17 protein-coding genes and 1 riboswitch are annotated in these 22,509 nt (G+C 70.5%); of the genes, 9 read left to right on the top strand and 8 right to left on the bottom strand.

The window, feature by feature from the left end:
- Positions 1-2,479, bottom strand: a 2,479-nt coding sequence (locus AC07RV_RS07185) for a DUF349 domain-containing protein (RefSeq protein ID WP_495338096.1), incomplete at its 3' end; no start/stop codon positions are given.
- A 165-nt stretch (positions 2,480-2,644) separates the two neighbouring features.
- Positions 2,645-6,499: a DUF748 domain-containing protein gene (locus tag AC07RV_RS07180; RefSeq protein ID WP_296781937.1), complete on the bottom strand. Its 3,855-nt coding sequence runs from the start codon at positions 6,497-6,499 to the stop codon at positions 2,645-2,647.
- Between the two features lie 602 nt (positions 6,500-7,101).
- Between AC07RV_RS07180 and AC07RV_RS07175 the strand changes: the two genes are divergently transcribed.
- From AC07RV_RS07175 to nrdR, 3 genes are all read left to right on the top strand, one after another.
- Positions 7,102-7,968, top strand: a complete 867-nt coding sequence (locus AC07RV_RS07175; protein ID WP_093344313.1) for a lytic transglycosylase domain-containing protein — start codon at positions 7,102-7,104, stop codon at positions 7,966-7,968.
- 44 nt (positions 7,969-8,012) lie between these two features.
- A riboswitch (ZMP/ZTP riboswitch) is annotated at positions 8,013-8,147 on the top strand.
- A gap of 41 nt (positions 8,148-8,188) precedes the next feature.
- Entirely contained in the window at positions 8,189-9,433 is a 1,245-nt protein-coding gene (gene glyA / locus AC07RV_RS07170; RefSeq protein WP_093344314.1) for a serine hydroxymethyltransferase, read from the top strand.
- 30 nt (positions 9,434-9,463) lie between these two features.
- The gene (nrdR, locus tag AC07RV_RS07165) at positions 9,464-9,907 is read left to right on the top strand and encodes a transcriptional regulator NrdR (protein WP_057594475.1); all 444 of its coding nucleotides are present in this window, start codon (positions 9,464-9,466) and stop codon (positions 9,905-9,907) included.
- Between the two features lie 36 nt (positions 9,908-9,943).
- Here the strand turns inward: nrdR and AC07RV_RS07160 are convergent, their stop codons facing one another.
- Genes AC07RV_RS07160 through pilV form a run of 6 tightly spaced genes read right to left on the bottom strand, consistent with a single transcriptional unit; the run spans position 9,944 to position 16,779 of the window.
- Positions 9,944-10,489: a GspH/FimT family pseudopilin gene (locus AC07RV_RS07160; protein WP_296781922.1), complete on the bottom strand. Its 546-nt coding sequence runs from the start codon at positions 10,487-10,489 to the stop codon at positions 9,944-9,946.
- Positions 10,486-10,914 carry a type IV pilin protein gene (locus AC07RV_RS07155; protein WP_296781923.1) on the bottom strand — a complete coding sequence of 143 codons (429 nt, stop codon included), beginning with the start codon at positions 10,912-10,914 and terminating at the stop codon, positions 10,486-10,488. The genes AC07RV_RS07160 and AC07RV_RS07155 overlap by 4 nt, the downstream gene beginning before the upstream one ends.
- Positions 10,911-14,582 (bottom strand): pilus assembly protein, encoded by a 3,672-nt coding sequence (locus AC07RV_RS07150; RefSeq protein ID WP_296781924.1) that lies wholly within the window; start codon positions 14,580-14,582, stop codon positions 10,911-10,913. Before AC07RV_RS07150 ends, AC07RV_RS07155 begins: the two co-directional genes overlap by 4 nt.
- A 10-nt stretch (positions 14,583-14,592) precedes the next feature.
- The gene (locus AC07RV_RS07145; RefSeq protein ID WP_296781925.1) at positions 14,593-15,240 is read right to left on the bottom strand and encodes a pilus assembly PilX family protein; all 648 of its coding nucleotides are present in this window, start codon (positions 15,238-15,240) and stop codon (positions 14,593-14,595) included.
- Positions 15,237-16,181 (bottom strand): PilW family protein, encoded by a 945-nt coding sequence (locus tag AC07RV_RS07140; protein WP_296781926.1) that lies wholly within the window; start codon positions 16,179-16,181, stop codon positions 15,237-15,239. The genes AC07RV_RS07145 and AC07RV_RS07140 overlap by 4 nt, the downstream gene beginning before the upstream one ends.
- Complete coding sequence (gene pilV, locus AC07RV_RS07135; protein WP_296781927.1) at positions 16,174-16,779, bottom strand: type IV pilus modification protein PilV; 606 nt, start codon at positions 16,777-16,779, stop codon at positions 16,174-16,176. The genes AC07RV_RS07140 and pilV overlap by 8 nt, the downstream gene beginning before the upstream one ends.
- A gap of 159 nt (positions 16,780-16,938) precedes the next feature.
- Here pilV and ribD point away from each other — a divergent pair, with 159 nt between their 5' ends.
- The 6 genes from ribD to AC07RV_RS07105 all read left to right on the top strand — a co-directional run bounded on the left by ribD (position 16,939) and on the right by AC07RV_RS07105 (position 22,307).
- Positions 16,939-18,063, top strand: coding sequence for a bifunctional diaminohydroxyphosphoribosylaminopyrimidine deaminase/5-amino-6-(5-phosphoribosylamino)uracil reductase RibD (gene ribD, locus AC07RV_RS07130; RefSeq protein ID WP_296781928.1), 1,125 nt, complete (start codon positions 16,939-16,941; stop codon positions 18,061-18,063).
- A gap of 122 nt (positions 18,064-18,185) precedes the next feature.
- Entirely contained in the window at positions 18,186-18,833 is a 648-nt protein-coding gene (locus AC07RV_RS07125; RefSeq protein ID WP_296781929.1) for a riboflavin synthase, read from the top strand.
- 37 nt (positions 18,834-18,870) lie between these two features.
- Positions 18,871-20,025, top strand: a complete 1,155-nt coding sequence (gene ribBA, locus AC07RV_RS07120; protein ID WP_093344326.1) for a bifunctional 3,4-dihydroxy-2-butanone-4-phosphate synthase/GTP cyclohydrolase II — start codon at positions 18,871-18,873, stop codon at positions 20,023-20,025.
- A gap of 5 nt (positions 20,026-20,030) precedes the next feature.
- The gene (ribH, locus tag AC07RV_RS07115) at positions 20,031-20,507 is read left to right on the top strand and encodes a 6,7-dimethyl-8-ribityllumazine synthase (RefSeq protein WP_057594485.1); all 477 of its coding nucleotides are present in this window, start codon (positions 20,031-20,033) and stop codon (positions 20,505-20,507) included.
- Entirely contained in the window at positions 20,504-21,073 is a 570-nt protein-coding gene (nusB, locus tag AC07RV_RS07110) for a transcription antitermination factor NusB (RefSeq protein WP_208514089.1), read from the top strand. Before ribH ends, nusB begins: the two co-directional genes overlap by 4 nt.
- A 49-nt stretch (positions 21,074-21,122) precedes the next feature.
- Positions 21,123-22,307: a pyridoxal phosphate-dependent aminotransferase gene (locus AC07RV_RS07105; RefSeq protein ID WP_296781930.1), complete on the top strand. Its 1,185-nt coding sequence runs from the start codon at positions 21,123-21,125 to the stop codon at positions 22,305-22,307.
- Positions 22,308-22,509: the final 202 nt, after the last annotated feature.

Raw genomic sequence — 22,509 nt, 5'->3', positions numbered from 1 at the left:
TCGGGCGGCCGCCCTCCCCCCCCCGCGGCGGGTAGTCGCCGAAGCGGCCGCCCGGTGCGCCACGGTCGCCACCGCGATCGCCGCGGCCATCGGGACGCGGGCCGCCGCGGTCGCCGCCCGGACGGCCAGGGCCGCCAGGACCGCCGGGTCCGCGCCGGTCGCCGAAGCGGCCGCCGCCGCGGGTCGCGGGTGCTGCAGGTTCGGACTTGCGGTTGCCCGGACGGTCGTCGCCGCGCACGGCCACCACCGGACGGGGCGCGGGCTTGGGCGGCGCGGCCGGTGCCGGGGGTTCGGCAGCGGCGGCTTCGCCGGCATCGTGCGCCGCGCTGTCGGCGCGCGCCGATGCGTCGGCGCCATCGGCCGGTGCCACGAGGTCGGGCGTGGCGGCGGATTCATGGGCCGGCACGGCCGCGGGCGAAGCCTCGGCATCGCTGGGCGACGGCGCCTGCTCGGCGCTCTCGCCGAACTCGGCGGCGGCCTGGTCCGGTCCCGACACCTCGGTCGCACCGACCGAGGGGCCGTCGCCCGATGCGGCCCGCTGCGGGGCCGGCGCCGGCGGCGGCACCTCGCCGCGCAGCGCGCCTTCGAGCTGGGCGATGGCGCTGCGGATCTTCTGCGCGTCGCCGCTGGCATTGGCCGCGTCGAGCGCCTTCGAGGCATTGAGCACGTGGCGGTCGCGGTCGCTCATCGCGGCCGAGGCCTTCTCGCGTTCGGCCGACTTGCGGTTGAAGGCTTCGTCGATGGGCGCGCGGAACGCGTCCCAGAGCTTCTGTTCCTGGCGGCGGTCGAGCGGCACGCCCTGCGCCTCGGCCTGCCAGCGCTGCTGCAGCGCCTTGACGGCATCGATGCGCAGCACGGGCTGGGCGCCCAGCTCGGCGGCCTCGGCGATCATGGCCTGGCGGCGTTCGATGCTGGCCTTCTGCGCGGTCTCGAACGGCGCGCGGGCGGCACCGAAGGCTTCGTTCCACTGCGGCTGCAGTTCGGCGAACACTTTCTCGCCCACGTGGCCGGCATCGCGCCAGCGGTCGGCGAACTGGTGCAGCGCGCGGTTGTGTGCCTTCAGGTCGGTGGCGCCCGCATGCTCGGCGGCCCAGGCCTTGACCTCCTCGATCAGGGCCACGCGCAGCGCGCGGTGTTCGGCCGCGTCGGCACGCACCTTCTCGAGCCAGGCCTCGACCACCTTGTGGGCCTCGTTGCAGGCCTCGTCGAAACGCTTCCACAGCGCATGGTTCGGCACGCCGCCCTGGTCGGCCTGCTTCCACTGGTCGCGCAGCGCGCGCAGGGTTTCCTGCATCTTGCGGCCGCCCAGCGCCTGGCCTTCGGGGCGCTTGAGCAGGCCTTCGGCCTTGGCCACGAGGTCTTCACGGACCTTGTCGGCGCTCCAGCGCTGCCAGCCTTCGAGTTCGCCGGCCGCCACCAACGCGGCATGCACGCGCGCCTCGAGCGGGGCCTCGACCAGCTTGCCGTGTTCCTTCAGCACCGCGCGCAGCGCGGCGGCGGCGCCGGCGCTGGCCTTGCCATGGCCCTCGGCGGTTTCCTGTTCGAGCTTGGCCAGCGCGGCCTGCACGGCATCCTGCGCGGCGGCGCGCACCGCGGGATCGACCTTGGGGGCCGGCGGACGCGCGGGTGCCGCGGCCTTGGGCGCGACGGCCTCGCCACGCGCGGCACGCAGTTCGTCGGCCCAGACCGGGACGGGCGGCAGCGGCGCGGTGGCATCGGCGGCGGCGGCAATGGCCTGCGCCAGCGCGCTGTGGAAGGCGTCGGACACGACGAGCAGCTGCGCCTTCGACGACTCGAGCTGCGGCGCGAACTTGGCGTCGAGGCTGGTCCAGTTGGCGTCGGCGACGATGTCGGCGGCCTGTTGTTGCCAGTGGGTGACGTCGGTGCGCAGCGATTCCTCGGCGACCTGGGCGTCCTGCCAGCCCTTGGTGGACAGCACCTCGAAGCGCTGCGCCAGCAGCACGGCGGCCTCGCGGTGGACCTGGGCGCGGTGCTGCAGGTCCTCGATGCCCTTGATGCGCTCGGCCAGCCGCACCTTGAAGCCGGCCAGCGGCTCGCGCGACAGCGGCGCGCCGGCCTTGGCGGCATCGCGCTGCCAGGCGAGCGCGTCGGCGATGTTGAGCTTGGACTGGCCCAGCAGCCCCTCGGCCTTCTGGGCCCATTCGGCGGCGATGGCCTCCTGCCCCTTGGCGCGCTTGAGCTCGTCGAGTTTCTCGCGCAGCAGGCGGGCGGCACCCTTGTCGCGGCCGCTCAACTCCTTGAAGACTTCCTGCATCTGCTCGGGTGCCGGGTTGCTCGCGAGCCAGTCGCGGATGCGCGAGGCACGCTCGCCCGAGGTCGGCGCGGTGAAGGCGCCGCCGGTCAGCGAATCGAGGGCCTGAAGGTCGTGTGGCTTGGAAGAATTAGAGGTCACGTGCGCGAGATCGTTGTCTGAAGAGAGAAAGCGAAGGCGCCGGCAGAGGCCGGCGCAGACCGCCATTTTGACCCACTTGCCGCGCGCCGTCGAAATCCACCTTGCGGCGCGGCCCGGCGATGCGGCGAAACGACGCCTGGATCGGTCGCGCCGCAGGGGGAAACGGTGCCTGCATATATAGCAGTGCACCGTGAAAAACCAAGGGGCGCCGCGCGGCGCCCCTTTCGGTGCTCAGCGCATCGCGAGCTTGAGCTCGGCGCCCGGCTTCCAGTCGTCGCCGCTGGCCGTGGTGCGCACCGCGCCGAGGAACAGGCGCTCGCTGGTGAGCTTCTGCGACAGCAGGTAGTCGCGCACGGCGGCGCCGCGCGCCACCGCCAGCTGGCGCATCGACTCCTCGTCGACCGGCACGCTCGCGAGCAGCAGGTTCTCCATCTCCTTGAGCGGCAGGTCCTTGGCCAGGCCGACCATGTTGCGCGGCTTGGTGATGTCGGCGCGCTTGTAGACGGCGGTCAGCAGCTCGGGGTACTCGGCGTCGGTGACCGGCGGCACGTCGGTGCCGGCCTGGCCGCCGCGCACCACGGCACGGCGCTTCTCGGCCAGGGTCATCTGGCGCAGGCGCTGGCGCTGGTAGGCATCGCGCTCCTTCTCGAGGCTGGCGGTGCCGATCACGGTCATCTCGAGCGTCGGCCGCTCGGCCAGCGCCTTCACGACCTTGTCGAGGCTTTCCTTGGACGAGGCGCTCAGCTCGGAGCTGCCGGGCTCGAAGGTGATGGTGCTCGACTCGCTGCTGCCGCCGCCGCCCAGGCCGCCGGTCAGCAGGCTGAACGGCGCGGTCACGGCCTTCACGATCAGGTTGACCACCGCCTTGAAGATCAGCGGCCCGATGCTGAACTGCGGGTCGTTGAGCGAGCCGCGCAGCGGCAGGTCGACGTCGATCACGCCGTTGCGGTCGGCCAGCAGCGCCACCGCGAGCTTGACCGGCAGGCTGTTGGGCGCGCCGGCGACCTCCTCGCCGAACTGCAGCTGGTTGAGCACCAGCTTGTTGGTGGCGGTGAGCTGGCCGTCGGGCGCGATCTTGTAGTTGACGTCCATGCTCATCTTGCCGCGCTCGATGCCGTGGCCGGCGTAGCGCACCGAGTACGGCGACAGCGGCGCGAGGTCCAGGTCGCGCATCTTCGCGGTGATGTCGAGCTCGAGCGGCTTGGCCAGCGGATTGAGCTTGCCGGTGATCTCGAGCGCCGCGGTCTGCTGCGCCTTGCCGCGCAGCTCGAGCTCGGCCAGCGCCGGCCGGCCGCCCTGCCCGTTCGGCGGATTCGACGAGAAGGAGCTGAGCTTGCCGGTCAGCTCGCTGAGGTCGGCCGAATAGTTGGGCTTGACGAACAGGTCGGTGAAGTCGATCTTGCCGTTGACCAGGCTCATCGGGCCGAAGTTGATGACCGGCGCCGGGCCGCCGGCGGCCGGCGCGGCCTGGGCCACGGCGGGGGCGGAGGCCGGCTTGGCCGGTTCGGAGGCGCCGCCGACCATCAGCTCGGCCGGCACCGGCGCGCCGCCCGCGGGCCGCTCCGGTCCGCGCGTGGTGGTGGTCGTGCCGCCCAGGCTGCGGCGCGAACGGGTTTCGACGGCCGCGGCCGTGGCCGCGTTGGCCTCGGCCTCGCCCTTCTTGGTCAGGCTCAGCAGGTTGAGCTGGCCGTTCGGATCGACGATCACCCGGGCGAAGAAGTCGGTCAGCGTGGTCTCGCGCACGTCGACGGTGGGCGCCGCATTGGGCGCCAGGCCCACCTGCAGGCCGCGCAGGCTCAGCGTCTTCCAGCTCAGCAACTGGTTGTTGTTGCGGTCGAAGCCCGGCGACTGGGTCAAAGACACGCTGTTGGCGCGGAAGTCGTCGAGCGCGGTGTCGCCCGCCAGCTTGACGGTCATGCCCGCCGGGGCCGTCGCGTAGTTCACGCTGCCGCGGTAGCTGACGAAGGCCCGGCGGATGTCGACGTTGAGCGCGTCGGCGTAATAGGCCTTGAAGGCATGGGCCGGGAACGAGGCCACCTCGAGCCGGCCTTCGGCGGCCAGCGGCTTGAGCACGATGTGGCCCTTGTAGTCGAAGCGGCCCGGATCGGCGCGGCGGCCCGAGCCGATGCGGCCCGACACCTGCAGCGGCGACTTGGTGGCGGTCTCGGGCGCGAGCTTCTCGGCATTGAGCTTGAAGGCCGTGATCTCGACCGCGACCGGCGTGGCGCTGGCCTTGTCGGCGTACGAGAGGCTGCCGTTGTCGACCGCGAACGTGCCGACGGTCAGCGCCCAGGGCTTGGTGTTGGCGCCCGGCGGTGCCGATTCGGGGCCGCTGCCGGCCGGTTTGGGCGCGGCCACCTTGGCCTCGGCTTCGGGCTTGCCGCCCGCGGCGGCCGGCGTCTTGAGCCAGCGCTCGAACATCCAGCGCTTCTCGCTGTCGCGCTCGATGCTGACCTTGGGATTGGTGGCGGTGAACGAGCCCACGGCCAGCGTGTGCTTCGCCATGTCGACCTCGGTATCGCGCAGCTCGAAGCGGCCGACGCTCGCGAGCGCGGTCTTGGCCTGGGTCAGCGCCAGGTTGTCGGCCGCCACCCGCTTGGCCTTGAAACGCAGGTCGGGCGGGGCCCAGGCGATGTCAATCTCGCCGCTGAGCTTGCCGTCGAGCGTGGGCTCCAGGCTGTGGGCCAGGTAGGGCGCGGCCAGCGAGAGCGGCAGCGCGTCGACCTCGGTCTGCACGTCGGCCGCCTTGTCGGTGCCGCTGCCCTTGAACTTGAGCGTGGCGCCGCCGACCGCGGTGCTGCCGCTGAACTGGGCCGGCTTCTCCATCGGCCAGGTGAGGGCCGTGACGTCGATGCCGAGCTCGGTGACGTCGATCGCCGCGCCGGGCTGCACGGTCTCGTCGCGCCAGCCGATGCGCCCGCCGCTGAGGGCGACCTTGTCGACCTGGACCTTGAGCGTGGGCTTGGGCGCCGCCACGCCCGCGGCGCCGCTGGCGGCACTGGCAGGCGGTGCCGGCGGCTTGGCCGCGACCACCTTCTCGGTCTGGCCCGTGGCCGGATCGCGCGCCATCAGGTTGAGCTGGCCCGAGGCATCGCGCGCCACCACCAGTTGCGGGCTCGCCAGCGCGACCTCGCTGAGGTGGAACACCGATTCGAGCGGCCGCACGTCGGCCAGCGCGAGCTTGAGCGAGTCGAAGGCCAGCAGGTCGCGCCCGCGTGCATCGGCCAGCTTGGCGCCATGCGCCTCGACCGTGCCGGTGACCTTGAGGCCGACCGTGGTGGCCTGCTGGAAGTCGATCTTGAGGTCGGCGTCGAGGCTGCCGGCCTGCAGCTGCACCGGGAGGCCGCCCGGGATGTAGCCCAGATAGGGAGCGAGGTCGAGCCCCTTGAACTGCACGTGGGCGTCGGTCTTGCGGCTGGCGGCGAAGGGCGTGGTCAGCGCGGCCGAATCGAACTTGCTGCCGTTGAGCGCGAAGGCCAGCTTGGGCTCGGTATTGACCTCGCGCTGCGAGGCCAGGTTGCTGAGGAACGGCACCTTGAGCACGAAGTCGCGCAGCTCATGGCGGCGCTTGACGGTCTGGTCGTCGAAGTCGACCGCGCCCTCGGTGATCGCGATGTTGTAGATGGCAAAGCGCGCGGGCTCGGCCTTGGGGTCGGGCGGCGGGCCGGAGGCCAGCTTGGCCAGGATGTCGTCGATGTCGTACTTGCCGTCGGCCTGGTGGGTCAGCAGGATGGCCGGCGCTTCCACCGTCACCGCGTCGATCACGGGCGCGAGCCGGAACAACGACTGCAGCTCGGCATCGGCATAGATGCGCCGCACGGCGACCTGGGTGTTCTTGCCGTCGGCGGTGGCGATGCGCAGGTTGTTGAGCGTGAGCTCGAGGGTCCAGGGCTTGAAGCCGATGCGCTCCACCGTGACCTGGCGGCCCAGCTTCTCACTCGCGATCTTCTGCAGCTGGCTCTTGGCGATCGGCGGCACCGCCAGCCAGGCCAAGACCCAAAGGCCCAGAAGCACGAGCAGTGCAACGATCCCGCGTCGCAACCATTTGTTCTTTCTTAAGCTTTGTATCGAGGCGGCAGCATTCATTCGCGCGAGTGTGCCCCAAACAGGCGGCAAGCCAGAAACAAGAAAGCCCGGTGACGCGACGAATGTCATGTCACCGGGCTTGATGGCGGGCATACGACCCATTGCCATCGTTTCGCTCGACCGGAAGTCGATGGTTCCTGTCGTGCTGGCAGCAAGAGATTGCCGCCGTGGATCCTCCGCCGTTCGAGCCCGCGGCTTGCACCGTGACTGCCTGGCTTCGGAAAGCACCTGAAAACCTCAGGCCTGTTCAGCTTAGGCGCCCCTTCCCGGCTTTTCAAACCCGATTTTTCAAGGGATTTCCCTTAAGAAGGATGCGGTCCCGGACACGGATTTGAAACATTTGTTCGACACTTTTAAGAATTAAGACCGAATTCCTTATGCTTGACCGGGTATTTAGCAACGATAGAATCCCGCCTGCTCCGATCGCCCGACGCGACGGAACCACCCTGTATCCGCTGCCGACTCCCCCCGGCTTGATCAGACGGCCGCGCACCTTATCCCCCTTGAGCGCGGAATCTGATTGGTACCAATCCAAGCGCCGCTGCCTCCATCCCATCGCCCTTCCCGGCGCTGCGACAGGTGCCGCACAGAAAGGAAGAGCGATGAACAAGGCGTTTGATGCCACGGCCCGCGGGCTGAGGACCTTCGTGTCCGATGTGGCAGACGGCTTTTTTGAAATCACGCACAACGGTTTCGCCCTGCTGGGCCTGGCCATCGTGTTCGCGGTCCTCGCCCTCGTGGCGCGGCCCGACCTGCGCCATCAAGGCGAAGAACAGCTCATGGGCTGGCTGCAGTCGCGCAAACCCGCGCCCGAAGCCACCGACCTCGAGCCGACCGCGATCGAGCGCACCACGGCCGCGAGCCCCGGCGACCTGCCCAAGCAGCAGGCCGCCGTGGCTTACTGGCTCAGCAAGAAGTACCGCGTCGCGGCCGAGCCGCTGAGCGTGCTCGTGGCCGAGGCCTACAACATCGGCAAGCACACCAAGCTCGATCCGACGCTGATCCTCGCGATCATGGCGGTCGAGTCCAGCTTCAACCCGTTCGCGCAGAGCCAGGTCGGCGCGCAGGGGCTGATGCAGGTCATGACCCGCGTGCACGGCGACAAGTACGAGCCGGCCGGCGGCACGCTGACCGCCTTCGACCCCGTGACCAACATGCGGGTCGGCGTGAAGGTGCTGCAGGAATGCATCGCCCGCGCCGGTTCGCTCGAAGGCGGCCTGCGCTACTACGTGGGCGCGGCCAACCTCGAGGACGACGGCGGCTATGCCGGCAAGGTGATGGCCGAGCGCGAGCGCCTGCTGCAAGTGGCCAGCGGCCGCGCGCCCTCGCCATTCGCGCCGACGCCACCGGTGCTGCGCCCGCAGCCGCTGCCCCTGCCGGTGGTGGCCCCGGCCAAGCCCGACGAGGCGACCGAGCCGGCCAACGGCCCCACGCCGCCCAAGGTGGCGCTGCTGTCGGCCGTGTCCTGAATCTCCTTTCGCCCGCCGCCGGGCCGGTCCGATCCGCTACACTCGACCGGGTACGCGACTGGCGATAGGCGCGGTGCCGACAAGGCACCCGCGCTGACGTGGACTACCACTGGGAAGCGTACCGCCTGCGACGTCGCTCCAGACGCGCAGGCGATCAGCCGTTCGCCTGGGCAGCCCTTGTTTGGTTGAAGAACAAGGACCTCGTCTTCAAAGGACTGCCATGTACCAACGCAACATCCTGGTCGAACAGACCGATCCCGAAATCTGGGCTGCCATCCAGGCCGAAAACGCGCGCCAGGAACACCACATCGAGCTGATCGCGAGCGAGAACTACGCCTCGCCGGCCGTCATGGCCGCGCAGGGCTCGCAGCTCACCAACAAGTACGCCGAGGGCTACCCGGGCAAGCGCTACTACGGCGGCTGCGAGCACGTCGACGTGGCCGAGCAGCTGGCCATCGACCGCGTGAAGCAGATCTTCGGCGCCGAAGCGGCCAACGTGCAGCCCCATTGCGGCGCCTCGGCCAACGAGGCCGTGCTGCTGGCCTTCCTGAAGCCCGGCGACACCATCATGGGCATGAGCCTGGCCGAAGGCGGCCACCTGACCCACGGCATGCCGCTCAACATGAGCGGCAAGTGGTTCAACGTGGTGAGCTACGGCCTGGACGCCAACGAAGCCATCGACTACGACGCGATGGAACGCAAGGCGCACGAGCACCAGCCCAAGCTGATCATCGCGGGCGCCTCGGCCTACTCGCTGCGCATCGATTTCGAGCGCTTCGCCAAGGTGGCCAAGGACGTCGGCGCGATCTTCATGGTCGACATCGCCCACTACGCCGGCCTGGTGGCCGCGGGCGTCTACCCGAACCCGGTGCCGCACGCCGACATCGTGACATCGACCACCCACAAGAGCCTGCGCGGCCCGCGCGGCGGCATCATCCTGATGAAGTCGCAGCACGAGAAGGCGATCAACAGCGCGATCTTCCCGGGCCTGCAAGGCGGCCCGCTGATGCACGTGATCGCCGCCAAGGCGGTGGCCTTCAAGGAAGCGCTGTCGCCCGAGTTCAAGGCCTACCAGCAACAGGTGGTCAAGAACGCCCAGATCGTGGCCGAAACGCTCACGCAACGCGGCCTGCGCATCGTGAGCGGACGCACCGAAAGCCACGTGATGCTGGTCGACCTGCGCGCCAAGGGCATCACCGGCAAGGAAGCCGAGGCCGTGCTGGGCAGCGCCCACATGACCATCAACAAGAACGCGATCCCCAACGACCCCGAGAAGCCGATGGTGACCAGCGGCGTGCGTGTCGGCACGCCGGCCATGACCACGCGCGGCTTCAAGGACGAAGAGGCCCGCATCACCGCGAACCTGATCGCCGACGTGCTCGAGAACCCGCGCGATGCCGCGAACATCGACGCCGTGCGCGCCAAGGTTCACGCGCTGACCAGCCGCTTCCCGGTCTACCGCTGACCTCGAAGAAGAAGAAGAAGCCCTGACCGCATGAAATGCCCTTTTTGCGGTCATCTCGAAACGCAGGTCGTCGAGACCCGCGTTTCGGAAGACGCCGACTTCGTGCGCAGGCGCCGCCAGTGCGGTGCCTGCGACAAGCGCTTCACCACCTACGAGCGTCCCGACGTCAACTTCCCGGTCGTCGTGAAGAAGGACGGCAGCCGCGCCGACTTCGACTCGACCAAGGTCCGCGCCTCGATGATGCTGGCGCTGCGCAAGCGACCGGTGAGCATCGAGCAGATCGACAACGCGTTGCTGCGCATCGAACAGAAGCTGCTCGCCAGCGGCCTGCGCGAAATCGAGTCGACCAAGGTCGGCGAACTCGTGATGCGCGAACTCAAGAAGCTCGACAAGGTGGCCTACGTGCGCTTCGCCTCGGTCTACCGCAGCTTCGAGGACGTGGACGAGTTCCGGCAGCTGCTGCGCGACATCTGAGCCGCGGCGTGTCAACGCCGGGCCGCGGGACGGCCGCTATCCGCCGCCCTGCCCGCACACACCCGTTCCGCATTCCCCCTTCCGATCGGGGTCGCAACTGCGGGCCCGCCCCGACGCCGAGAGAACGATGGCCGCGCGCCGCCCCGTCTCGGCCTTGAACGCGAGGCAGCCCGCGCCGAAGCCCGCATTGCGCACGCGCCGCGAGAAGCCGTTGCCGTCGTAGTGCACCCCTTGCGCCAACCCGTCGCCCAGTTCCCGGTCGACCGCGATGCCCGGCGGCAGCCCGTCGAAGCGCCGCAGCACGCTCGGCGCGTGGTCGCCGTCGACATCGGTCACCACCGCCCAGCCCGCATCCCAGCCGGCGCCGTCGGCCAGCACGCTGACCGGCTCGCCGCGCCGGATTGCCTCGATCCGCGCCATCCCGAGCGCGGCCACGAAGGCCTGTGACGCGGCCGCCAGACGCTGGTGGAGCAGCAGCGCGCGAAAACCCGGCACGCCGACGGCGGCCAGGATCGCGACGATGGCGATCACGGTGAGCAGCTCGATCAGCGTGAGCCCACGGGCCGGTCCCGCGCGCTTCATTGCCAGCACCGCGCACGCTGCGCGCCATCGCAGCCGCGGCCGCCCGTGCTGTCCAGCCACAGATTGCCGACCGGCGGGTCTGAGAAGCCGGGCTTGAGCCGCGCCGAGAGCCGCAGGCAGTCGTCGAGGCTGCGCTGGCCGTCGCAGTGCTCGCTGCGCACGAGGTACTTGCCGCCCTGCCCGCTCTCGGCGGAATCGCCTTCGTAGCGCCGGTAGCGGCCATCGACGGTGAAGTGGCGCTCCTGCTGCTGCATCTGCGCGAGCAGCGCCGACCGCGCCTCGGCGCGCCAGCCCCGGTGCACCGCATCGACGTAGGAGGGAAAGGCGATGGCCGCGAGGATGGCGACGATCGCGAGTGCGATCAGCACCTCGATCAAGCTCCAGCCGAGGGCCGCGCCCGCGCGATGGCCGTGGCGGGAGATCATGGCCGCGTCCTTTGCGGGTCCGGCACCTGGCGCCAGTTGAGACGGCCGGCCCGGCGCGACACCGTGGCACCGTCGGTCGGCTGCGCGACCGACACCGCCGTGCCCTTGCGGGTGCCGGGGCTGAGGACCGAAAGCCGCCGCGTCTCGACGCGCCGACCGGCCGGATCGGCGGCACCGTAGGACGCATCGCCCTGCTGGACCACGAAAGGCGCACCGAGCAGCCCCGCCTCCGAGGGCACGCAGGTGCCGCTCTTGGACAGGCCGGTCATCGCATCCACCGCGCAACTGCGCCCACCGCCTTCGCCGCAGGTCGCTTGCGGCGGAATCAGCGTGTTGAAGAACAGGCGACCGTCGGCCAGCACGGACCGCTCCACCTGGCGCTCGCCCTGGTCGCGCGACGCCGGCAGGTCGAGGTACCAGCCGCGCCGCCGTGTCGTCGCGCGGTCGAAGGCGCCGTAGACGAAGGCCTGGCCCTCGATGGCCGTCAGCCCGCCCTCGATGGGTCGCGCCTGCCGCGACACCAATTGGGTCCGCGCCTCGCCCGCACGGATCGGCGTGCCCGTGTCCTGCACCGCATACACGGTCTGGACGCCGCGGCGCGAGGCGCCAAGGTCCGCCGGCTCGACGAACTGGCCGGTGCCGAACAGCACGATGCCGCCGCCGCCGGGCCCGAGCCCCACTTCCGGCGGCACCGTGATCGGCTGGCGCCGGCTGCCCGCGCCGCCGTCCATCGCGACCATCAGCGGCGCACCGCCGAAGCCCAGCGCGTTGGCCTCGCTCCAGGGCGCATCGCGCTCGAAGTCGAACTTCCACAGATTGCCCTGCGTATCGCCGGCATAGAGCCAGCGGACCGTTCCGTCGTCGGCCGCATGGTCGCCGGGCGCGCTCGCGAGCGCATTGACGAGGCTGGCATCGGCGGGCCGGGGCAGCAGGATCTTGTGATAGTCGAGGCCGCGCCGCCAGGGCGTGCCGGCCGACTTGTCGAGCGACAGCAGGAACAGCGCGGCGCGTTTCTCGGGGTTGCGGTTGTTGAAGCCCGAGGGCACGACCGCGAACCAGGCATGGGTGGCCGGGCGGCCCGCCGTCGCGGCCCTGGTGCGGAACTTCAGGATGCGCGGCGGCTGCATCAGGTGGCCCATGTCGGGATCGTCGGCGCTGCCGAACTCCCACAGCACCTTGTCGGCCGAGAAGGCCCGCGGATCGCTGACATCGAGCGCGAACACACCGGCGGCTCCCACGCCCAGGCCCGAGACCAGCACGCTCTTCCACCGGCCGTTCGCCATGCGCGCCTCGGCCACGGCGGGCGTGCCGTCGACATAGGCGCGATGCGCGCCGCCGGCCTGCGCGAGTTGGCCCAGCGCGGGAAACAGCAGTCGCGGGACATAGCCGAAAAGCTCCTCGCCCGTGCGCGCCGAGAAGCCATGCAGCATGCCGTCGTTGGCCCCCAGATAGACCGCGGGCTCGCGCTGGCGATGCGTGGAGAGGAATGCCGGGTAACCGCTCTCGTCCAGCACAGGGTCGGGCGCGCCAACGTACACCGGGGCCGCATGCGCGACATCGCCCATCACCGAGTCGCGCACGCGGAAACGGCCACCCGCGAACGAGGCTTCGTTTCGACGCTCGCCGCGCAGATAGTTCAGGCGGTCGCGGGCCAGGGTGTCGGTGGCCCCGGCAGGCATCGGGGATGCGGGTCCGGTCTCCGCGCGCAGCGAGCGCCGCGAGGGCTCGTCGAGCGCCTCCCATTCGAAGGGAATGCCGACGCCTGCCGTCGACAGCGTGAAGATCTTTCGCGGCGCCGATGCACCGGATTTCTCCACGCGTGCATCGAGCAAGGCACCCGCATCCCACGACGGCGTGTCGGCCACGCGCAAGGCGCCCGTGTCGGAATCGCTGAACAGGCGAAACGACAGCAAGGTGCCGGCCCAGCGCCGGCTGTCGGAGCGCGAGCGATAGAGGCTCGCGCCGGCCGCGCCCACCGTGTCCGAGGAGATCGCGGCCGTGGCATTCGCGCCCAGCGGCGGCGCGGTGGCACGGCGCAGCACGCGGCGCAACGCATCCGCCGTCGATCGCGCATCGCTGGCGAGGAAGTAGTTGGCCGGCATCGGCTGCCCGTCGTGGTCGAGCCCTTCCGCCCATTCGGCGTTGCTGAACCATGCCGACTTGCCCGCTGCGTCCGGGGCGCCGAAAAGTGCGGAGGTTCGGAACGGATCGCCATCGCCGTTGCGGTCGACGAATCCGCCGTACTTCGCGGCCAGGTAGAGCGCGCTGCCGCGCTGGCGCGTGCCCACCACAGCGCTGCGGTCGGCATCCAGGTCGATCGCGAAGGTCTGCACGCGCGCATCGGGATGGTCGCCGCGGATTCGCTGCGTGTGTGCCCAGTACGCGAGCCCCGCCATGCCGAAGGAGCCCTGGGCCGCGCCCGCCTTGCGATTCTCGAAAGCACCGACGAGCCGGGTCCAGTGCGCGGTGTCGGGCGCGAAGGCCGCACTGCCCGAGCCCGGCGCCCAACCATCACGGCCGGTGTCGAGGTCGCCGATGTTCAGGATGTGATGTCGCTGGCAGTTCCCGAGCACCGGGTCCGCGAGCGTCGGCAGCTTCGCCTGCAGGTAGCGCAGCGATTCGTGGAACAGCTCCCCCGCGGGATCGAAGCGCGCGTAGTCGCCCGAGCGTCCGAAGCGGTTCACCGCCGCGATGACACCCTGCGCGGTGCCCGCGGGGCCATCACGGAACACGCCGGTGCGCGCATCCCACTCGGCCCGCGGGTTCGCGACCCAGTCGAACGCGGCATCGGTCTTCTCCGGCCCGATGGACTTCATCGCTTCGCGCAGCACCCCACCCTGGCGCCTGGGATCGCTGCCAGGCAGGTAGCCGAACACCGCGAAACGCGCGTCGCCCGCATGGACCTGCAAGGCGCCTACCGGTTTTTGATGACCACTGGGATACGCGACGCAAAGATCGCGGCGCACGACGGCCTCGTCGGCGGCGCAGACCTCGACGCGCGCGAAGTAGAGCTCGGCCCCGGCCGCCGAGACGCAGCCGCGGTCTGCATCGGTGCGTATGTCCGCATCGACGACCAGCCGCTCCCCGCAGTTCCGGATGCGCAGCGTTTCGTCCGCGCGAAGGCCGCTGCGCGGTGTCCGCCGCTCGAGATGCCCGCGCACGGTCTTGACGGGAAGCTCGACGCCAGCCCCGATCGGCCAGGTCGCGCGCTGCAGCACGGTCTGCTCCGGCGTATCGACCACGCGGTCGCCACCGGTCAGCGCCATGCGCAGCTGATCGAGCGGCGATGCCGTGGCCCAGTTCAGCAGATTGCCGCTCCACTGCCCGCGGCAGGCGATCTCGCCACCGGCGAGCGTGGTGGCCGTCGCGGTGCGGCGGAAGTAGCCCTCGATGCGCAGGTAGTCGTAGCAGCCCTTCGCATCCCAATAGCCTTCGTAGACCTTGGCGGGCTCGAAGCTGCCGAGGTACGCCGGTCCCGCGTTCGAGGCCTTGATCGACAGGTCGATCACGATGTTGGGATCGGGCTGACCGGCCAGCGCGTGGACCGGCACGCTGGTCAGCAGCGCATCGGGCGGCGGCGTGGATGCGATGCCGGCCCATGCCGGTGCGCTCCACGTCGCGCAGAAAACCAGGGCGATGCACACGATGAATGCGCGAAGCAAGGGCATGGCAGTCCGATCAGGTGGAAGGAGAAGAAGCGTCGGCACAGCCGGGACTCGCCGACGGCTTGGCCAGCGTGGTCTGCAGCAGCACCCGCGTCTCCTCGCGCGGCCCGTAGCCGATGGCGGTGACGCGGAAGACATGCGTCGCGACGCTCGCGCTCGCGCTGTGCAGCACGCCCTGCGGGTCGCTGCCCCGGCTGCGCAGGGCCTCGACGACATAGCGCGGCGCGCGCACGGACAGGCCACCGGCACCGGTGGCATAGACCTGCCCCGTGAAGCGGCCGTAGGCCACCGACCGGTTCGCATCGGGTGCGAAATCGACCTGCGTCCACACCGGCGGGTCGCCCACCGGCGCGGCCGCGCAGAGTCCCAGCCGTGCGCCGGTCCCGGCGCAATCGACGACGAAGGCCGACACATCGCGGCCATCGAACAGGCACAGCCGCTGCGCCCCATGGTCGTTGGGCCCGAGCACGTCGCGCTCGGCATCGAGCAGCGCGGCCTCGGCCGCCTGGAAAGCCACCTCGGTGTCGCGGTCGTTGCGCGCGATGCGCTCGCCGACCAGCGCGTTCTGCGCCGCGGCGAGGCCGAGCACCGACACCACGAGCAGCAGCATCAGCACGACGATCAGCGAGAAGCCACGCGAGGCGCGCACCGGCCGGTTCATGGCGCGGCCTCGCGTTGGCTGTTGCGCAGCGCCACCGTGAAGCTCACGACACGCCGCAGCCGCCCGTCGGCCGCGGGCCGGAAGCGCGCCGCCGGGAACTCGGGGCCGAGAGGATAGAGCTGCACCTCCTCGGGCCGGGGCCAGTGGCCCGACCGTGCGCTGCGCGCCACCATCCCGATGCGCAACGCCACCACCTGCCGCCAGGCCGCATTGCCCAGCGACGACGCGGCCGCCACCGCATCGAGCTGCGCGGCATCGAGCCATTGCTCGGGCGTGCCGTCGCCGTCGAGGTCACGCCCGAACAGCACGCGGAACACCTCGATGCCGCGCGCCAGCGGCTCGGACCGGAAGCTGCCGCGCCGGTCGCCGCGGTATTTGCAATAGAGCTCGGGCTCCCCGTCGGCCGCCTCGGCGACATGGAAGATGCTCCAGGCCCGGTCGGCCGGCGTGGCGGTGCCGGCGCTCGGCGCGGCCTGCGCAAAACCCATGCAGTCGACCATGGTGCCGTCGGCCTCCGTGGCGCTGCCTTCGTCGTCGGTGCGCGAGCTGCCGGCAAAGCGCACCAGCAACGAATCGCTGTCGTTCACGCCGCGTGCGTTGTGTCTCCCATAGCTTTCGCCGCTGGCACCGACGCGCGTGTTGCGAGCGCCGACGATGTCGAGGTCGAGGGGATCGTTCCCGGCGGCCGTGACCGTATCGCCGGCCACGCGATCGGCATAGCCGGCCTGCCGCACCGTGCGCCGCACGACGAAGGCCGCGAAGCGCAACGACTCCTCCACCGTGCGGGCCTCGGACTCGGCGACGAACAATTGCCGGCTGCCGCCGAAAGCCAGCATGGCCGCGAGCACCACCACCAGGCCGAGCGCCAGCGCGACCATCAGCTCGACCAGCGACACGCCACGCAGCCGCGCGCGCCCTGTGGGTTCGACACGCTCAGCCACCGCGCGGCCCCTCGCTGGCCTGCGCGGGCATCAGCGGCATTGCGAGTCGCGGCGGTGCCGATGCCCCCGCGCGGCGCTGCGCCTCGCTCGCGTTGCGCGGCAACCAGCCGAGCTTGACGACCAGCAACGGTCCGTCGGCCTCGCAGTCCCAGGCATGGGCGCCCGCTGCGTCGTTCCATGGATTGCCGTCGAAGCAGACCGTGACGCGCGCGCCCGGCAGGGCCTTCGCGGCGCGGCGCTTCCACGCCTCCATGTCCCAGCGCGCGAGGTCCTCGGGTTTGCAGGCGGCGCCGGCCGCCGCGCAATCGGTGACGCCCGCCTCGCCCGTGGCAGACCCTGCCGTCCATTGCGCCACGAGGTAGCCATTGGCCGCATCGCGCCGCCCCGCCACGGCCCGGTTGAGCCGCGTCTTCTCCGACAGCTCGCGCACCAGGTTCAGCGCCGCGCCGAAGTTCGCGGCCTCGCCGCTCGCGCGCACCGCATGCAGCAACATGGCCGCCGCGCCGAGCAGCCCCAGGCTCAGCAGCGCGATGGACACCAGCACCTCCACGAGCGAAAAGCCCGCGGCGGCATGCGCCGTTCGATTCGACCTTGCCATATCCGTCCTCCCCCCGTTCTCTTCCGGTGTCGCGTGTCTCGCGATCGAACGGCAAGCGTACGAGCGCACCGGGCGCGAGCGCCGCGCCGTCCATCCGCATTCGCGCGCCGCTCGTATGATCCCGACGCACCCCTGTCAACTTTTCCTCGCGAAGCCTCCATGCCCTCCCCCGAACACGACGCACAGCACATGGCGAGCGCCCTGCGCCTGGCCGCGTCGGCGCTGCTGATCACCGACCCGAACCCGCGCGTGGGCTGCGTGATCGCCGATGCGCAGGGCCGCGTGCTCGGCCAGGGCCACACGCAGAAGGCCGGCGGCCCGCATGCCGAGGTGATGGCGCTGCGCGATGCGGCGGCACAGGGGCATTCGGTCGCGGGCGCCACCGCCTACGTCACGCTCGAACCCTGCGCCCACCACGGCCGCACCGGCCCGTGTTGCGACGCGCTGATCGCGGCCGGCATCGGCCGCGTGGTCGCCTCGCTCGCCGATCCGAATCCGCTGGTCGCGGGCCAGGGCTTCGAGCGGCTGCGCGCGGCAGGCGTGGCGGTCGAGGTGGGCCCAGGCGCCGAGGAAGCGCGCGAACTCAACCTCGGTTTTCTCTCGCGCATGGTCCGCAAGACACCTTGGGTGCGCATGAAGGTCGCGGCCTCGCTCGACGGCCGCACCGGCCTCGCCAACGGCGTGAGCCAATGGATCACGGCCGAGGCCGCGCGCGCCGACGGCCACGCCTGGCGCGCCCGGGCCAGCGCGGTGCTGACGGGCGTCGGCACGGTGCTCGAGGACAACCCGCGGCTCGACGTGCGGCTGGTCGAGACGCCGCGCCAACCGCACCTGGTGATCGTCGACAGCCACCTGCAGACTCCGCCCGATGCTCATCTTTTCATAGCAGGCCGCGCGGTCTGGATCTACGCGGCAGTGCGCGACGAAGCCCGCGCCGCGGCGCTCGAGGCCCGCGGCGCCACGGTCAGCTGCCTGCCGAATGCCCACGGCAAGGTCGACCTGCCCGCGCTGCTGCGCGACCTCGCGGCGCGCGGCGTCAACGAGCTGCACGTGGAATCGGGCCACAAGCTCAATGGCTCGCTGCTGCGCGAAGGCTGCGTCGACGAGCTGCTGGTCTATCTGGCGCCCAAGCTGATCGGCAGCGGCCTCGACATCGCGAGCCAGATCCACGCCGAACCGCTGGTCTCGCTGGCCGGGGCGCTGCCGCTGGAATTCCGCTCGGCCGACCGGATCGGCCCCGACCTGCGGATCGTGGCGCGCGTGGCCGGCCGGGACGCTTTCTGACGCCGCCCGCGGCGCGCCGGCTGCCGTCCGCAGCCGCTAGGCGAGACGCCCGCGCGACCGCGCCGCCGGTCCCGAAGTGCCAGGAAATGCCGCGGGCCTTCCGGACCTGCGAAAATGCGCGGATGTTCACCGGAATCATCACCGGCGTGGGGCGTATCGCCGCCATCCACGACCTCGGCTCCTCCTCCTCCCACGGCAAGAGACTCGGCATCGCGGCGCCCGACGGCTACCTCGACGACGTCGGTCTCGGCGACAGCATCGCGCTCAACGGCGCCTGCATGACCGTCACCAGTTTCGACCCCGCGCAGAGGCTCTTCACCATCGACATCTCGGCCGAGTCGCTCGACAAGACCGCGGGCCTGACCGAGGAAGGTGCGCGCATCAACCTCGAGAAGGCGCTGCGCGCGAGCGACCGCCTCGGCGGCCACATCGTCTCGGGCCACGTCGACGGCATCGGCACCGTGAGCCGCTTCGAGCCCGTGGGCGAGAGCTGGGAGCTGCGCGTGGCCGCGCCGCAGGCGCTGGCGCGCTTCCTGGCCTACAAGGGCTCGATCACCATCAATGGCGTGAGCCTGACGGTCAACACCGTCGCCGACGCGGCCGACGGCAGCAGCGAGATCAGCATCAACCTGATCCCGCACACGGTGCAGAACACCTCGCTGGGCGACCTGCGCGCCGGTTCGCGCGTGAACCTCGAAATCGACACCGTGGCGCGCTACGTGGAGCGCATGCTCCAGGCGGGCGTGCTGCAGCCGGCCCGGCCGGCCTGACACCAACATTCCCCGCATCCAAGGACCCCGCCCCATCATGAACGCATCCGTCACGCCGATCGGCGCCTCGCGCGCCAATCGGACGCCCGCGCCGATCTCCCCGGTCGAGGAGATCGTGGCCGAACTGGCCGCCGGCCGCATGGTCATCCTCGTCGACGAGGAAGACCGCGAGAACGAGGGCGACATCGTGGTCGCCGCCGACCACATCACGCCCGAAGCCATCAACTTCATGGCCCGCCATGCGCGCGGCCTGATCTGCCTCACGCTGTCGCGCGAGATGTGCGAACGCCTGCACCTGCCGCCGATGGTGGCGCGCAACGGCACCAAGCACGCCACCGCCTTCACGGTCTCGATCGAGGCCGCCGAGGGCGTGACCACCGGCATCTCGGCCGCCGACCGCGCCCGCACCGTGCAGGCCGCGGTGGCGCGCAACGCCGTGGCCGCCGACCTGGTGCAGCCGGGCCACATCTTCCCGTTGCAGGCGGTCGACGGCGGCGTGCTGATGCGCGCCGGCCATACCGAGGCCGGCTGCGACCTCGCCGCCATGGCCGGCTGCTCGCCCGCCTCGGTGATCTGCGAGGTGATGAACGAGGACGGCACGATGGCGCGCCTGCCCGACCTGCAGCTGTTCGCGGCCGAACACGGCCTCAAGATCGGCACCATCGCGGCGCTGATCGAGCACCGCAGCCGCACCGAATCGCTGATCAAGAAGGTCGGCTGCCGCGAGATCCAGACCGCCTGGGGCGCCTTCACGGCCCATGCCTTCGTCGACCAGCCCAGCGGCGGCGTGCACCTCGCGCTGGTGCGCGGCAAGTGGGCGCCCGAGGACACGGTCGATGTGCGCGTGCACGAGCCGCTGTCGGTGCTCGACGCGCTCGAGATCAACCGCTCGCTGCACTCGTGGAGCCTGGACGCCAGCCTCTCGCACATCGCGCAGCTCGACCGGGGCGTGGCCGTGCTGCTGAATTGCGGCGAAACGGCCCACGAGCTGCTGGCCCAGTTCGACGGCACCGCGCGCCCCGCGCAGGCGCCCGAGCGCGGCCGCATGGACCTGCGCAGCTACGGCATCGGCGCGCAGATCCTGCGCGAATGCGGCGTGCAGAAGATGACTTTGCTCGGCACGCCGCGGCGCATGCCCAGCATGGCGGCCGGCTACGGCCTCGAGATCGCCGGCTATCTGGCAAAGGACTGAACGACATGCAAGGTGCAAACCAGGGCGCGGCCGACAAGCCGCTGGACGGCAACAGCGGCAAGGGACTGCGCATCGGCATCGTGCAGGCGCGCTTCAATGCCGACATCACCGATGCGCTCGCCAGCGCCTGCCTCGACGAGTTCGCGGCGCTGGGGGTGGCCGCCAACGACATCCACCACGTGCGCGTGCCCGGCGCGCTCGAAGTGCCGGTCGCGCTGCAGGCGCTGGCCGAGCGCGGCGGCTACCACGCGCTGGTCGCGCTGGGCTGCATCATCCGCGGCGAGACCTACCACTTCGAGCTGGTGGCCAACGAATCGGGCGCGAGCGTGAGCCGCGTGGCGCTCGACTACAAGCTGCCCATCGCCAACGCCATCCTCACCACCGAGAACCTCGAGCAGGCCGTCGCCCGCCAGACCGACAAGGGCCGCGACGCGGCCCGCGTGGCGGTGGAAATGGCGCGACTGCTGGCCGACCTTTCATGACCGACGACAACACCCAAGAAGACCAGGGAGGCGCTGCGCCGCAGCGTTCCGCACGACCGGACAAGGCGCGAGCGACGCGCACCGGCCTGACCTCCACCGGCGCGCGCAAGGCCTCGGCCAAGTCCAACCGCACCCGCGCGCGCGAGTTCGCGCTGCAGGCGCTCTACCAGCACCTGGTGGGCCGCAACGAGGCGGCCGCCATCGACAGCTTCACGCGCGACCTCGCGGGCTTCCACAAGGCCGATGCCGCGCACTACGACGCGCTGCTGCACGGCTCGATCGAAGGCGCCGAGCAGCTCGACGCGCTGATCGTGCCGCTGCTCGACCGCAAGCTGGCCGAGATCTCGCCGATCGAGCATGCCGTGATGTGGATCGGCGTCTACGAGTTCCAGCATTGCCTCGACGTGCCGTGGCGCGTGGTGCTCAACGAATGCATCGAGCTCGCCAAGGAGTTCGGCGGCACCGACGGCCACAAGTACGTGAACGCGGTGCTCAACGGCCTCGCGCCCCAGCTGCGTCCGCTCGAGGTCGAGGCCGACCGCGCGACCGGCAAGGCGCGGCCCTGATCCCGTCGCCTGCTCCTCTTCCTCCTTCTTCTTTCGCGAAGCACCCCGCATGAGGATTTCGACCCGAGCCGAGCGCATCGAGCCCTTCTACGTGATGGAAGTGGCCAAGGCCGCCGGCAAGCTGGCGCGCGAGGTGGCCCACACCGACCGGCCGATGATCTTCCTGAACATCGGCGAGCCCGACTTCACCGCGCCGCCGCTGGTGCAGGAAGCCGCGGCGCGCGCGGTGCGCGCCGGTGCCACGCAGTACACCCAGGCCACCGGCCTCGACCACCTGCGCGAACGCATCAGCCAGTGGTATCGCGACCGCTTCGGCGTCGACGTGCCGGCGCGCCGCATCGTGGTCACGGCCGGCGCCTCGGCCGCGCTGCAGCTGGCCTGCCTCACGCTGATCGAGGCCGGCGACGAGATCCTGCTGCCCGACCCCAGCTATCCCTGCAACCGTCACTTCGTGAGCGCGGCCGAGGGCAAGGCGGTGCTGATCCCGACCACCGCCGAGGAGCGCTTCCAGCTCAGCGCCGACAAGGTCGAGGCCGCCTGGACCGACAAGACTCGCGGCGTGCTGCTGGCCTCGCCCTCGAACCCGACCGGCACCTCGATCGCGCGCGACGAGCTGCGGCGCATCCACGAGGTGGTGAGTTCGCGCGGCGGCATCACGCTGATCGACGAGATCTATCTGGGGCTGTCCTACGACGATGCCTACGGGCAGACGGCGCTGGCGATCGACGACAACGTGATCAGCATCAACAGCTTCAGCAAGTACTTCAACATGACGGGGTGGCGGCTGGGGTGGCTGGTGGTGCCGGATGTTCTGGTGCCTGTGGTGGAACGGCTGGCGCAGAACCTGTTCATCTGTGCGAGCACGGTGGCGCAGTACGCGGCGCTGGCTTGCTTCGAGGCGGAGAGCATTGCGGAGTACGAGCGGCGGCGGGGCGAGTTCAAGGCTCGGCGCGACTGGTTCATTCCGCAGCTCGAGGCGTTGGGGCTACCGGTTCCGGTGGTTCCCGATGGGGCGTTCTATGCCTGGGCCGATTGTTCGGGGCTGGCTGCTCGGCTCGGGATTTCGGGGAGTTGGGATTTTGCGTTCGAGGCGATGAAGCGGGCGCATGTGGCTGTGACTCCGGGTCGCGACTTCGGGACTGCTGAGACTGCTCGCTTTGTTCGGTTCTCTACGGCTAGTTCCATGGCGCATCTTGAGGAAGCTATTGGTCGGTTGCGTGGTTTGGCTGGATGAGGTTTTCGGCTTTCTGGTTTGAAGCTGCTTTTTTGTTGAGGCCGTTGGCCGGGAATTCGCCCCGGCGGGCGACCTACTTTCTTTTGCTTCGCCAAAAGAAAGTAGGCAAAGAAAAGGCGACCCCGCTGTCTGTGTCCCTCCGCTTCGCTACGGGCAACCTGCGGTGCTCGGAGAAAGCGGGGGTCCGCAGAACTCGCTCCAC

It is taken from the genome of Variovorax sp. GW821-FHT09B01 (assembly GCF_059418345.1).
The sequence above is the reverse complement of the archived record's forward strand: the minus strand, read 5'-3'. Positions and strand labels throughout refer to the sequence as shown.

Excerpts from the sequence above, each read along its gene's own strand:
- AC07RV_RS07180 (WP_296781937.1), bottom strand. The coding sequence starts at position 6,499 with ATGAATGCTGCCGCCTCGATACAAAGCTTAAGAAAGAACAAATGGTTG.
- AC07RV_RS07175 (WP_093344313.1), top strand. The coding sequence starts at position 7,102 with ATGAACAAGGCGTTTGATGCCACGGCCCGCGGGCTGAGGACCTTCGTG.
- glyA (WP_093344314.1), top strand. The coding sequence starts at position 8,189 with ATGTACCAACGCAACATCCTGGTCGAACAGACCGATCCCGAAATCTGG.
- nrdR (WP_057594475.1), top strand. The coding sequence starts at position 9,464 with ATGAAATGCCCTTTTTGCGGTCATCTCGAAACGCAGGTCGTCGAGACC.
- AC07RV_RS07160 (WP_296781922.1), bottom strand. The coding sequence starts at position 10,489 with ATGAAGCGCGCGGGACCGGCCCGTGGGCTCACGCTGATCGAGCTGCTC.
- AC07RV_RS07155 (WP_296781923.1), bottom strand. The coding sequence starts at position 10,914 with ATGATCTCCCGCCACGGCCATCGCGCGGGCGCGGCCCTCGGCTGGAGC.
- AC07RV_RS07150 (WP_296781924.1), bottom strand. The coding sequence starts at position 14,582 with ATGCCCTTGCTTCGCGCATTCATCGTGTGCATCGCCCTGGTTTTCTGC.
- AC07RV_RS07145 (WP_296781925.1), bottom strand. The coding sequence starts at position 15,240 with ATGAACCGGCCGGTGCGCGCCTCGCGTGGCTTCTCGCTGATCGTCGTG.
- pilV (WP_296781927.1), bottom strand. The coding sequence starts at position 16,779 with ATGGCAAGGTCGAATCGAACGGCGCATGCCGCCGCGGGCTTTTCGCTC.
- ribD (WP_296781928.1), top strand. The coding sequence starts at position 16,939 with ATGCCCTCCCCCGAACACGACGCACAGCACATGGCGAGCGCCCTGCGC.
- AC07RV_RS07125 (WP_296781929.1), top strand. The coding sequence starts at position 18,186 with ATGTTCACCGGAATCATCACCGGCGTGGGGCGTATCGCCGCCATCCAC.
- ribBA (WP_093344326.1), top strand. The coding sequence starts at position 18,871 with ATGAACGCATCCGTCACGCCGATCGGCGCCTCGCGCGCCAATCGGACG.
- ribH (WP_057594485.1), top strand. The coding sequence starts at position 20,031 with ATGCAAGGTGCAAACCAGGGCGCGGCCGACAAGCCGCTGGACGGCAAC.
- nusB (WP_208514089.1), top strand. The coding sequence starts at position 20,504 with ATGACCGACGACAACACCCAAGAAGACCAGGGAGGCGCTGCGCCGCAG.
- AC07RV_RS07105 (WP_296781930.1), top strand. The coding sequence starts at position 21,123 with ATGAGGATTTCGACCCGAGCCGAGCGCATCGAGCCCTTCTACGTGATG.